Origin of the sequence: Pseudoalteromonas distincta, assembly GCF_000814675.1 — a bacterium.
GTDB lineage: Bacteria > Pseudomonadota > Gammaproteobacteria > Enterobacterales > Alteromonadaceae > Pseudoalteromonas > Pseudoalteromonas distincta.
Window position 1 is genome coordinate 75462 of record NZ_JWIG01000025.1, and the last position, 12750, is coordinate 88211.

Genomic DNA, 12750 nt, shown 5'->3' on the forward strand with positions numbered 1-12750 from the left:
TTTAGTTAAATTTTTAAGGGGTGCAATATGCAAACAAACACAAAAGCCAAACAACAGCCTAAAGGTAACAATTGGGTACTAACACCTGAAATTATGGTTTTGTCAATTTTGCTTGTTGCCACTTTAGTAATAGGTATAACAGTTTTACGAGGTAGCGATTCGATTGAACCGCTGGCAGATATTCAGCCAATTACTTTTACACAGGCTGATGTTGAAAACGCGCAGTTGATGAGTAATACGTTTGACTCGCAAAATACCAACTATGCACAACATGTAACAGCTTCTAAAAACGAAAATAACGACACTCTTCCAAACTAGAGACTTTTACGCAGGTAACTATTTATAGTTGCCTGCGTTTTTTTATGTTCCTACCACCAATTTAATTTTTTATCCCTCCCCATAAAATTATTTATATTCTCTTAAATTTAGATGGTGCTTAACCTAAACAGGGTTTTATCAAAGCTTTCTCTTTTCTCATATACAATTGCTAATATTAGCTTTGGTCAGTATCTATTAACTGGCTTATCTGTGTTTTATAAGCTCGATTAAGCGCCCACTTGCCAATTTAGCTGCATTGCAAACTGAATTGCAAAATGCGAATGAAATGGGAGAAGTAAAGCCATTTAATCTTCTAGTTTAACTACTTGAATATATTGGTTTTTATTTCTGTTTTTTTGTATTTAAAATGGCCTGTAAATTGCTCTTTAATATAATAAGTCACTAATAGTGAAACCGGAGCAAAATCATGAGTGCGTTTAAATACCTAGAATCGGAGAAACCAGTCAATCTAGCAAGATGGCATGAGTTAGAGAGAATCATGTCTGATTCAATGCAAAATAATTATTTTAAAATGGTTTATCAACCGCTTGTATCATTGGGATCTGGAAAGCTGGTCGGCTTTGAGTCGCTAGTAAGGTGCCAATCACCGCGCTTTGGCATTGTTGGCCCTGATGAGTTTATCCCTCATGTAGAGCAATCGGGAATGATTTTAGAATTAGGTGACTGGATTTTTGAGCAATGTTTGTCTGATTTAAAACATATGCGGCAGTTTGGTATGACAGATATTGCTGTTTCATTAAATATTTCACCGGTACAAATCTTAGATGGTGATGTGTTTTCAAAAGTAATGTCTTTGCTAGAAAAGCACCAAATACCACCACAGGCTATTAAAGTCGAATTAACGGAAACAGCGCTCATTCATAGTCCTGATAAAATAGCTAAGGCGTTTGAAAACTTCCATAAAGAAGGCGTAAAGGTGTGGATTGATGATTTTGGCACTGGGTATGCCTCTTTAGGTTTACTTCGTCAATTTGATATTGATGGTTTAAAAATTGATCGCAGTTTTGTAAGTGGTATTGCAACTAATAATGAAGACTTTACGTTATGTAGCGCAATTATTGCGATGGCTCAACGATTGGGTTTACAAACGGTAGCAGAGGGTATTGAAGAGAATGAGCAATTACAAATATTAGAACAACTTGGTTGCGATATAGCTCAGGGATACCTGCTAGATAAGCCGCAAACGTTAACTAAAAGTATTGATACTTGGGCTTTGTAAATGTTTATATTCATTTTGATTTGCAAAATGCAAAAAACAAATTACTCTTAAACTACAACTCTTACATTTTATTAGTGTACGAAGTTTTAACTTACACGAAGGTTATCTATGCCCATATCAGAGCAGTTTGTCGATAAAAGTATTACCGAGCTAAATGTATTAACTCAACTCGAAAAGGATGTTGGGACAACTGTGTTAGCTCGTTTAATTAAATTATTTATTGATGAATTAGTTACTATGGCTAACCAATTAGATACGGCAATTAGTAGTGAAGATACTATAAAAATTAAAGAAGTAATGCATGTCTTAAAAAATTCAGCAGCTTTATATGGTGCATCTGCTTTAGCTGCGTTAGCAACACAATTACACGATTCGCCACCGTCAACTACACAAGAAAACTTGCACGCAGCGCTTGTTATTAAACACAACTTGGATAAAACCCGAGATGCGTATCAAATAATGAGTAATAGTATAGCTATCTAGGAGAAAGCCGTGTCAGATATAATTGATAAAGGTCTTGTTTATATTGTAGAAGATAGCATTGCCAGTGGTGCTTTATATGCAAGTCAGCTTGAACAGGCTGGTTTCCAATGCAAACACTTTACAGATGGGTACTCTGCTTTAGTAGGTATTAAAGAAAAAATGCCAGCGGTCATAGTACAAGACGTATGCTTGCCAGATATAAGTGGGCTTGAGGTATTACAATTTGTAAATAAGCAGAAAAATCCTGCTAATGTAGTCATGATCACCTCAAACAGCTCTATTGATATTGCAGTGGAAGCAATGCGTTTAGGCGGTTTTGATTTTTTAGAAAAACCTTTCACAAGCCAACGACTCATTAGCTCAGTAGAAAGTGCGTTGACGCCAAAAGAGCAAGTTAAAGTTCAACCATTGGTTAAAAACAGGGATAAAAATCAAGATTTTGTTGGTGAATCTCTGGCAATGAAAACCGTTTTTAGATTACTTGATAGTGCAGCTAGAAGTAAAGCGTGTGTATTTATCACAGGTGAAAGTGGAACCGGTAAAGAAGTTTGCGCACAAACCCTTCATGATACAAGCCCGAGAAATACAGGACCATTTATTGCCATAAACTGTGCAGCTATCCCTGCTGAGCTATTTGAATCAGAATTTTTTGGTCATGTTAAAGGTGCGTTTAGTGGGGCATTAAGCGATCGAAAAGGGGCTGTTGAAGTGGCAAACGGCGGTACCTTATTTTTAGATGAATTATGTGAAATGGAACTTAACTTACAAGCAAAGTTATTACGCTTTTTACAAACAGGCATTTTTAGTAAGGTGGGTAGTAGTGAAGTATTACACAGCGATGTTCGTTTAGTCTGTGCAACAAACAGAAACCCAATCATAGAGGTAGCAGAAGGGCGTTTTAGAGAAGATTTATATTACCGTTTAAATGTTATCCCCGTAAAGCTCCCCCCTTTAAGAGAACGCGGAGGCGATATATTACTGCTTGCTGAGTATATTTTGAAACAAAAAAGCGATAGTAATGCAAAGCATTTCACTGGTTTTTCTGATGAAGTTAAGGCGCTTTTTTGTAATTACGATTGGCCAGGAAATATTCGCGAACTACAAAATGTAATTGAAAACACCGTTGTTATTAATGATGGCGATGTAATTGAAAAAGACATGCTACCAAGCTCATTTGGATTAGGCGCTGTGAAGCACTCGATATCTGCTAAGTCAGTTCACAATACAAACGAGCAGAGTGTTCAATTATCGCCTATGTCTGTTCACGATATAGAACCTTTGTGGCAAGTTGAAAAAAGGGCGATTGAAAATGCAATTAAAAGCTGTGAAGACAATATTCCTCTTGCTGCTGCTTATCTAGGGGTTAGTGCATCTACCATTTATAGAAAAATAAAGGGATGGTCTTAAAGTCATAATCGATTTTTAATTACACTTTTCAGGTTGAATTAATAAAAGTTACCCTAAGCTCTATGGGTAAGAGCAAATTAATTTTTAATCTGACACAGTAAAAGGAGATCGCAATGAGTAACACTAGTTTAAAACCTGCGGATATTATGCCATCACTAGTAGTGAGTGATGTTGATGAGAACAAGGTAGATTTAGTTGATAGAGTAAGTGACTCTCCCTGGAAAATGATTGTTGTTTATCGAGGTCAGCATTGCCCTAAATGTACTGCGCAACTTAACGAACTTGCTAAAGTTCATAAAGACTTTAAAGATGCTGGTGTTGAAGTGGTTGCAGTAAGTGGTGATAGCCATGAGCAGCTTAATAAACATCTTGAAAAAATAGATATTAACTTCCCAATTTACTATGGTTTAACAATCGAACAAATGACCGATTTAGGGCTACATATTAGCGAGCCTCGCAGTGATGCAGAAACTGATCATCCATTTGCTGAGCCAGGCATCTTTGTACTTAATGAAAAAAATCAGCTTCAAATGGTCGATATATCAAACAGCCCATTTGTTCGTCCTGATTTAGAGCAACTGCTAGGTGGAATTAAGTTTTCTAGAGAAAACGACTACCCAATCCGAGGCACATTTATTAAATAACATTCATTTTCATGGTTTCAAAAGGCACTTTTTAGTGCCTTTTTTTATTTATTTTTAATTTTTTTAAAATTAATCTCTTGAAAACAATTTTACCGTCCATATATAGTTAAGTAGGACGCCTGATGGGTCCTAAATTAAACTTAAATAATTGAAATTTATATTATTAATTAAACTTTGCTTGAGCTTGTTCAATAGAAAAGCACATGCAAAATATCGCTTAAATATGAGGATATTATTATGCGTACAGTAGACTTATCACCACTTTATCGTTCATTTATCGGCTTCGAACATTTAGCATCACTTATGGATGCGGCAGCTAATACAGATAAGCAGCCAAGTTTTCCTCCTTACAACATAGAAGCACTCGATAAAGACAAATACAGAATCACTATGGCCGTTGCCGGTTTTAGCGATAACGAATTAACCATTGAGTCAGAAAATAACACATTAAAAGTTACAGGTACTAAAGCAAATAAAGATGAAAACGCAGAGCGTAAATTTATTCATCAAGGTATTGCTGAGCGTAACTTTGAACGTAAATTCCAGTTAGGAGATCATGTAAAAGTACTTGGCGCAGATTTAGCCAATGGCTTACTAAGTATCGACTTAGAACGTGAAATCCCTGAAGCGCTAAAACCACGTAAAATTGAAATTGGTAATAGCAATCTAATAGAAGGTAAATAATCTTCTAAAGTACATATTCCCCTGATTACTTAGCCGCCTCATTCGAGGCGGCTTTTTTTGTTTACAGCGCTTCTAAATTATTAAGGTAGTAGATTGCTTGTTGCAGCGTTTGTTCTTGGAGTGTTTTTTCTTGTTTATCCCAGTTTTTATATACCATACCAATACGTGGGTTCTTTTCTAGCCTGTCTCTGTGTTTATTCATGAAATGCCAGTACAGGCTATTTAGCGGGCAAGCTTTATCACCTACTTTTTGTTTAACATCGTACTGACAGCTTTTGCAGTAATCACTCATCTTATTAATGTAGTTACCGCTTGCAGCATAAGGTTTAGTCGCAATTATTCCATCATCGGCAAACTGGCTCATTCCTCGGGTGTTGGGCATCTCTACCCACTCTATGGCATCGATATAAACACCTAGGTACCAGTTATCTACGTCATCAGGGTTTATTCCTGTAAGCATGCAAAAGTTTCCAATAACCATTAGGCGTTGAATATGGTGGGCATAAGCGGTTTCAAGGCTTTGTTTTAATGAGTGGCTTAGGCAATTCATTTTTGTAGAGCTGTTCCAAAAATAAGATGGTAGTGTGTTTTTGGCTTTTAGTTGATTTTTAACAGCGTAGTCGGGCATGTTAATCCAATAAATGGCACGTACATATTCTCTCCAACCTAATATTTGCCTAGTAAAGCCCTCTACTTGCGAGAGGGATATTTCACTGGGTCTTTGTTCGTATTCTCTTATTACACGTTTGATTACATATAACGGGTGGAGTATTTTTGCGTTTAGGGCAAACGATAATCGGCTATGGTACAAGCTGGTATTATTTTTACTTTGATCTGTCATCGCATCTTGAAAGTGACCAAAGCAACTAAGTAAATGCTCGCAAAAGTATTCGAGAGATTCAATGGCTTGTTTACGCGTTGTTGGCCACTCTAGTCTCTGATCGGCTATTTCGCCAAAGTAAACGACCTTGTGCTTATTTAAGCGAGAAATGATGCTCTTGACATTATTATTGAATAGCTTAGGTTTTGGTATACACGCTAAGTCAGCTTTGGAAAATTTATTACGATTATTACTGTCAAAATTCCATTTGCCACCGGTTGGCTTAGTATCATCAACTAATATATCAAACTGCTTACGCATAGCACGATAGAAGTGCTCCATTGTCACATGCTTGTTTTTTGTAAAGCGTGTTTTTATTTCGGTGAACGGTAATAAAAAGTGTTCAGTATCTGTGGCAATTACATCAAATGAGCTATCACTTTTGAACTTAGCTAATTGAGACTTAAGCCTAAACTCATCAGGGTATTGATATTCAATAGTTTCGCATTGGTATTTATCGGCAATTCGCTTGAGTAATTCAATTAAATCTTTGTCGTCAGCGGTATCGTCAAGAGTTAAATGCAAAACATTAAAACCTGCCGTTTTTAATGCAGTCGCAAAGTTTTCCATAGCATTAAAAAAAGCACACAGTTTTTGAATGTGATGCTTAACGTAGTCGGTTTCTTGTTTTAATTCTGCGATGAGATAAAGCGTGTCGTCGTCTTTTTGTTTATACCATGAATGAGATGGGTTTAGCTGATCGCCTAGTATTAATCTAAGTGTTTTATGATGGGTCATAGTAAAACCAAATTTTTTTATACGGGCATAGTTAATTAAACGATCGTTTTAATATTTTACAACAAGCAAATAGGGGTAATTAAGTGCGTAACGACAATAGTGTGCTGTTTTTAATGCTGGGGATTAGTTGTTACTTGAGTTTAATAATAGATTAGTAAAACGAATATAGGTGGTAAATAACACAATACAGTGTGCTGTTAGCAATAGGGCAAAAAAGTTTAACCGCATATCAAGGCGTTTTTGACCATGGTGTTAAAATGAGCCTAATTAGGGGGAGATTAAATAAATTAAGTCTCCCCCTAAAAATTGAATATCTAAATTTTATTACTTTGCTTTTGCTGCATTCTTTGTTGTAACGAAACCACATTGGTAACGTTGAAAAGAACATTGCTTGCAAAGCTTTCAAAGTACCTAAGCGCTTTTTTCCAAGCGAGCTGACTCTCAGTAGTAAAATGCTTACCAAGGTGCTCTTCAAGGGTTTCGTAAAAAGCGTTAGATAAAAGGGCAATGTCACTGTGTGAAGCGCCGCTTTTTTTTAGATACATTAAATGGTGAGCTAAAAAAGGAGCTACCGATGCTGGTTTATCTAAATGCTTAACAATTCGTTCTAATACGCAAAAGAGGGTAAAGCTCTTTTCGTTAAACTGTAAGGCCGTCGGGTAATTCATCTCAATACAAGATTGGGCTAATTTACTATGAAATTTAGCCGTAAATGCATGAAAGTTAGGCTTAATAATTGTTAAGTTATTTAATAATGCTGATTGTTGTTGATTCATTTTTATCTCGTTGCAGTGAGTAATAACTATTATTATCAAGTAGGAATAATGTTGATTATAGCGGGCAGTTCAAATTCTGCACGTTTTTTTAGTGTGAAAGTATGGCTTTTTGTTATATCTATTTACTTTCTGGTAATTAGTGAGCCTTGAAAACGTATTTTAAGAGTTATTAAACTTCAGTTTATCTGATTTTTATCCTGAAATAATAAGCTACTACATTTTATGACTCAAGTATGGGAATTTTATAAAGTTGGCTGATTACTTATGTTACTTACATATACATTAAATTAGCATCTTGACGAATTGCAAATTTTATAAACTAATTGCGTATTATAGTTGCTAATTATCCTGTACATCCTTATAATAGCGGCCATTGTTTAGCGTGTTGTATAACAGCTAACAGCGATATTAAATTTAAGGTTTGATATCTATTGGCGCGGGATGGAGCAGTCTGGTAGCTCGTCGGGCTCATAACCCGAAGGTCGTCGGTTCAAATCCGGCTCCCGCAACCAATTCTACTAGTAGGTATTACCTTACTAATTTATATCGCGCATTCTAAGTAATGCGCGTTTTGCGTTTTAGGCTATGTAGTTTAATTAGGTCAGTTTACTGACTCGCAACCAAGCTTGGCCCTCGGCCACACAGTTTTATGCTTTATTGGTGTGACGCCCCGCTTGGTTCGGGGCGTTGTTGTATCTGCACCTTACGATTTGTGGCAATTGCTATCAAATTAAAATTTAAACTCAGTATTTTAGGGCTATAAGCCCTTTTTTTGTTTGTATGGAGGATTTTCGTGACAAAACTTGAACAAGATTTAGTAACCATGTTAACGCCTGCGGTAGAAATGTTAGGCTTTGAGTTGCATGGTCTTGAATTTGTACAAGCGGGTCGCCATTCTACCTTAAGAGTATATATTGCTCATGAGGATGGGATCTCAGTTGATAACTGTGCGGATGCCAGTCGCCAAATTAGTGCGATTTTAGACGTCGAAGACCCAATTACAAATGAATATGATTTGGAAGTATCGTCTCCTGGTGTTGATCGTCTATTATTCAAACAAGATCACTACGAGCAGGCGCAAGGAGAGGAAGTACGCGTGCGTACTAAACTTCCACAGGATGGTCGTCGTAATTTTAAAGGCGACTTAGTAGCAGTTAGCAGCGATATGATCACACTATCTAGCGATGGTGCAGAGCATCTGATCATGCTTAGTAACATCGAACGTGCGAATTTAATCGCGAAGTTTTAAATTCGAGTGCGAAGGAATAGGGCAAGCGAGGCATTACCCATGGCAAAAGAGATATTATTGGTTGCTGAAGCCGTTTCCAATGAGAAAGCGGTTCCAAAAGAAAAGATTTTTGAAGCTCTAGAGTTCGCTCTAGCGACAGCGACAAAGAAAAAACACGATGGCGAAATTGAAGTACGTGTAGCAATTGACCGTAAAACCGGTGATTACGATACGTTCCGTCGCTGGCAAATTGCCGCTGTATTAGAAGATGGTTCTTTAGAGAACCCATACAGCGAAATCACTCTAGAAGCAGCACAGGTTGAAGAACCTGATTTGCAAATGGGTGATTATGTTGAAGAGCAAATTGACTCAATCAAATTTGACCGTATTACAACACAAATGGCTAAGCAAGTTATCGTACAAAAAGTACGTGAAGCTGAGCGCGCTTTAGTTGTTGAAGCATACAAAGATCAAGAAGGCGAGCTGGTAACGGGTGTTGTTAAAAAAGCAACTCGCGATGCAATCGTACTTGATTTAGGTAACAACGCAGAAGCGGTAATTTACCGTGATGACATGTTGCCACGTGAAAACTTCCGCCCGGGTGATCGAATCCGTGGTCTTTTATATGAAGTTAAACCTGAAGCACGCGGTGCACAATTATTTGTAACGCGCTCTAAACCTGAAATGCTAATGGAATTATTCCGCATTGAGGTGCCAGAAATTGGCGAAGAGATGATTGAGTTACGTGCAGCTGCACGTGATCCAGGTTCACGCGCTAAAATTGCTGTTAAATCTAACGACAAACGCATTGATCCAATTGGTGCATGTGTTGGTATGCGTGGCGCACGAGTTCAAGCTGTATCGTCTGAGCTTGGTGGCGAACGTGTTGATATCGTACTTTACGATGACAACCCAGCACAATTTGTTATCAATGCAATGGCGCCAGCAGAAGTTGCTTCAATCGTAATGGATGAAGACACTCACTCAATGGATATCGCTGTAGAAGCCGATAACCTAGCGCAAGCAATTGGTCGTAATGGTCAGAATGTTCGTTTAGCAAGCCAATTAACTGGCTGGGAACTAAACGTAATGACTGTTGAAGACATGCGTACTAAAAATGAAGCTGAATCTGATAAGTTACTTAACTTATTCACTGAAAATTTAGATATAGATGATGAGTTTGCATCATTACTTATTAACGAAGGTTTCTCGACACTTGAAGAAGTGGCGTATGTACCTGCGTCTGAATTTTTAGAAATTGATGGTCTTGATGAAGAGACTGTAGATTTATTGCGTTCACGCGCAAAAGATGCATTGACAACTAAAGCACTTAAAACGGAAGAAAGCTTAGATGGCGCAGAGCCAGCTGAAGACTTACTTGCGCTTGAAGGCTTAGAGCGTCACTTAGCATTTGTTATGGCAAGCAAAGGTGTTGTTACACTTGAAGACTTGGCAGAGCAAGGTATTGACGAATTAGTTGATATCACAGAACTTTCATCTGAAAAAGCGGGTGAACTGATTATGGCTGCACGAAACATTTGTTGGTTTGCAGACGAGTAATTTATTAACGGAGGTATTACACACTATGGCAGAAGTAAATGTTGAAAAACTAGCCGGCGATATAGGTACAACTGTTGATAAATTGCTACAGCAGTTTTCACAAGCAGGTATCACTAAGCAAGCAACTGATAACGTAACAGAAGCTGAAAAAGCAACGTTACTTGATCATTTAAGCAAGCATCATGGTGGTACAGGTTCAGATGGCCCAGCGCGTATGACTTTACAACGTAAGAGCAAAAGCACATTAAGTGTGACTGGTTCTACGGGTAAAGCTAAAGATGTTCAAGTTGAAGTTCGCAAAACACGTACCTACGTGAAGAAAAGCGCAATGGAACAAGAACAAGAGCAAGCACGCTTAGCCGCTGAAGAAAAAGCCCGTCTTGAACAGCAACAAAAAGCTGAACAAGAAGCCGCAGAATTAAAAGCGAAACAAGAGGCAGAACGTAAAGCGAAAGAAGAAGCTGACCGTAAAGCCAAAGAAGAAGCTAAACGCAAAGCTGATGCAGAGCGTAAAGCGAAACAAAAGCAGATGACCCCAGAGCAAAGTGCTAAGTCTGAGAAAGATCGCATAGAAGCTGAGCGTCTGCAAAAAGAAGCAGAAGAGGCCGCATTGAAGAAAGCTGAAGAAGAAGCGAAACGTCAAGCAGAAGAGGCAAGAAAGCTAGCTGAAGAGAATTCAGCACGCTGGAAGAAAGAAGAAGAAGAACGTAAGAAACGCGAAGAAACAGCGGATCACCATCTTACGACTTCGACTTATGCACGTGAAGCAGAAGATGTTGCCGATGCTCGTGATGAGCAAGGCACTCGCCGTGCTAAGAAAAAGAAAAAAGCGCCAGCAAAAGATAAATTTGCAGCGTCAAGAGGCCGTAACAAGTCTAAATTAAAAGCACCAGCATCGCTGCAGCATGGTTTCCAAAAACCAACTGTTGATGTTAAAAATGAAGTGCGTATTAGCGAAACAATTACAGTAGCTGAGCTTGCATCACGCATGGCTGTTAAAGGCGCTGAAGTTGTTAAAACAATGATGAAAATGGGTGACATGGTTACTATTAACCAAGTGATCGACCAAGAAGCTGCACAACTAGTTGCAGAAGAAATGGGTCACAAGGTTATCATTGTTAAAGAAAATGAATTAGAGCAAACAGTACTTAACGACCGCCATGAAGATGGTAAGTCAGAGCCTCGTGCTCCAGTAGTAACTGTAATGGGTCACGTTGACCATGGTAAAACATCGACTCTAGATTACATTCGTTCTGCGAAGGTTGCTTCTGGCGAAGCCGGTGGTATTACACAGCATATCGGTGCATACCATGTTGATGTAAACGGCAATATGATTACCTTCTTAGATACTCCAGGACATGCTGCATTTACATCAATGCGTGCTCGTGGTGCTAAAGCGACAGATATCGTAATCTTAGTGGTTGCAGCAGATGATGGTGTTATGCCACAAACTAAAGAAGCGGTACAGCACGCACGTGCAGCTGGCGTTCCTTTAATCATTGCTGTAAACAAAATGGATAAAGAAGGCGCAGATCCAGATCGCGTTAAAAACGAACTAGCTCAGCTAGACGTTATCCCTGAAGAATGGGGCGGCGATACGCAGTACGTTCATATCTCAGCTAAAACTGGTCTAGGTATTGATGACCTTCTTGAAGCCGTACTTATGCAATCTGAGCTTTTAGAGCTTTCTGCCCCTACCGAAGGTATGGCTGCAGGTGTTGTTATTGAATCTCGTCTTGATAAAGGCCGTGGTCCAGTTGCATCAGTACTTGTTCAATCTGGTACGCTTAACCAAGGTGACATTGTATTATGTGGTCTTGAGTATGGCCGTGTTCGTGCAATGCGCGATGAAAACGGTAAAGATATCAAGTCGGCAGGTCCATCGATTCCAGTGGAAATTTTAGGTCTTTCTGGTATTCCAGCTGCGGGCGACGAAGCAACTGTAGTTAAAGATGAGCGTAAAGCGCGTGAAGTTGCTTTATACCGTCAAGGTAAGTTCCGCGATGTTAAACTAGCACGTCAACAAAAAGCTAAGCTTGAAAACATGTTTACTAACATGACTGAAGGTGATGTTTCTGAAGTTAACGTGGTACTTAAAGCAGACGTTCAAGGTTCTATCGAAGCAATCTCTGATTCACTAACTAAACTTTCTACTGATGAAGTGAAAGTGAAGATTGTAGGCTCTGGTGTTGGTGGTATTACTGAGACTGATGCGACACTAGCTGCAGCGTCTAACGCAATTGTAGTTGGCTTTAACGTTCGTGCTGATGCTTCTGCTCGTAAAGTGATTGATACTGAAAACTTAGACCTTCGTTATTACAGCGTAATTTATGCCTTAATCGAAGAAGTTAAGCAAGCAATGTCAGGCATGCTAGCACCTGAGTTTAAACAAGAAATCATTGGTCTTGCGCAAGTTCGTGACGTATTCAAGTCTCCAAAAATTGGCGCAATTGCTGGTTGTATGGTTACTGAAGGTGTTATTAAACGTAGCGCTCCAATCCGTGTACTACGTGAAAACGTGGTTATCTATGAAGGTGAACTTGAGTCACTTCGTCGCTTCAAAGACGATGTTGCTGATGTTCGTAACGGCATGGAATGTGGTATCGGCGTTAAGAACTACAATGACGTACGTGTTGGTGACCAAATCGAAGTATTTGAAACAGTTGAAGTACAACGTACTCTTTAATTGTTAGCTCGCTAAACTAATAAATGGGGGCTTAGCCCCCATTTGTGTATCCATTATTTAATTAGCTTATTATTAAATTTCAATAAGTTATGATTTTAGGACAAAT

General features: G+C 38.6%; 11 protein-coding genes and 1 tRNA gene. 10 read left to right on the forward strand and 2 right to left on the reverse strand.

Annotated elements, in window-relative coordinates; translation table 11 throughout:
• The first annotated feature begins 27 nt into the window (after window positions 1–27).
• From QT16_RS15850 to QT16_RS15875, 6 genes are all read left to right on the forward strand, one after another.
• Window positions 28–318 (forward strand): hypothetical protein, encoded by a 291-nt coding sequence (locus QT16_RS15850; RefSeq protein ID WP_039489278.1) that lies wholly within the window; start codon window positions 28–30, stop codon window positions 316–318.
• A 499-nt stretch (window positions 319–817) separates the two neighbouring features.
• The gene (locus QT16_RS15855; RefSeq protein ID WP_039489281.1) at window positions 818–1558 is read left to right on the forward strand and encodes a putative bifunctional diguanylate cyclase/phosphodiesterase; all 741 of its coding nucleotides are present in this window, start codon (window positions 818–820) and stop codon (window positions 1556–1558) included.
• 108 nt (window positions 1559–1666) lie between these two features.
• Window positions 1667–2041, forward strand: coding sequence for an Hpt domain-containing protein (locus tag QT16_RS15860; RefSeq protein ID WP_039489282.1), 375 nt, complete (start codon window positions 1667–1669; stop codon window positions 2039–2041).
• A 9-nt stretch (window positions 2042–2050) separates the two neighbouring features.
• Window positions 2051–3448, forward strand: coding sequence for a sigma-54-dependent transcriptional regulator (locus QT16_RS15865; protein WP_082007326.1), 1398 nt, complete (start codon window positions 2051–2053; stop codon window positions 3446–3448).
• 113 nt (window positions 3449–3561) lie between these two features.
• Window positions 3562–4092: a peroxiredoxin-like family protein gene (locus tag QT16_RS15870; protein WP_039489283.1), complete on the forward strand. Its 531-nt coding sequence runs from the start codon at window positions 3562–3564 to the stop codon at window positions 4090–4092.
• A gap of 237 nt (window positions 4093–4329) precedes the next feature.
• A complete protein-coding gene (locus QT16_RS15875; protein WP_024595972.1) occupies window positions 4330–4776 on the forward strand; it encodes an Hsp20 family protein in 447 nt (148 codons plus the stop codon).
• A gap of 61 nt (window positions 4777–4837) precedes the next feature.
• Here the strand turns inward: QT16_RS15875 and QT16_RS15880 are convergent, their stop codons facing one another.
• Both QT16_RS15880 and QT16_RS15885 read right to left on the reverse strand, forming a co-directional pair.
• Window positions 4838–6394, reverse strand: coding sequence for a cryptochrome/photolyase family protein (locus QT16_RS15880; RefSeq protein WP_039489286.1), 1557 nt, complete (start codon window positions 6392–6394; stop codon window positions 4838–4840).
• A 314-nt stretch (window positions 6395–6708) separates the two neighbouring features.
• Window positions 6709–7170 carry a globin domain-containing protein gene (locus QT16_RS15885; RefSeq protein WP_039489288.1) on the reverse strand — a complete coding sequence of 154 codons (462 nt, stop codon included), beginning with the start codon at window positions 7168–7170 and terminating at the stop codon, window positions 6709–6711.
• A 435-nt stretch (window positions 7171–7605) separates the two neighbouring features.
• Here QT16_RS15885 and QT16_RS15890 point away from each other — a divergent pair.
• The 4 genes from QT16_RS15890 to infB all read left to right on the forward strand — a co-directional run bounded on the left by QT16_RS15890 (window position 7606) and on the right by infB (window position 12644).
• Window positions 7606–7682: transfer RNA gene (locus tag QT16_RS15890), tRNA-Met, on the forward strand.
• A gap of 281 nt (window positions 7683–7963) precedes the next feature.
• The gene (rimP, locus tag QT16_RS15895) at window positions 7964–8419 is read left to right on the forward strand and encodes a ribosome maturation factor RimP (protein ID WP_002958482.1); all 456 of its coding nucleotides are present in this window, start codon (window positions 7964–7966) and stop codon (window positions 8417–8419) included.
• A gap of 39 nt (window positions 8420–8458) precedes the next feature.
• Entirely contained in the window at window positions 8459–9958 is a 1500-nt protein-coding gene (gene nusA / locus QT16_RS15900) for a transcription termination factor NusA (RefSeq protein ID WP_002958483.1), read from the forward strand.
• A gap of 25 nt (window positions 9959–9983) precedes the next feature.
• Window positions 9984–12644: a translation initiation factor IF-2 gene (gene infB / locus QT16_RS15905; protein ID WP_002958484.1), complete on the forward strand. Its 2661-nt coding sequence runs from the start codon at window positions 9984–9986 to the stop codon at window positions 12642–12644.
• The last annotated feature ends 106 nt before the right edge of the window (window positions 12645–12750 follow it).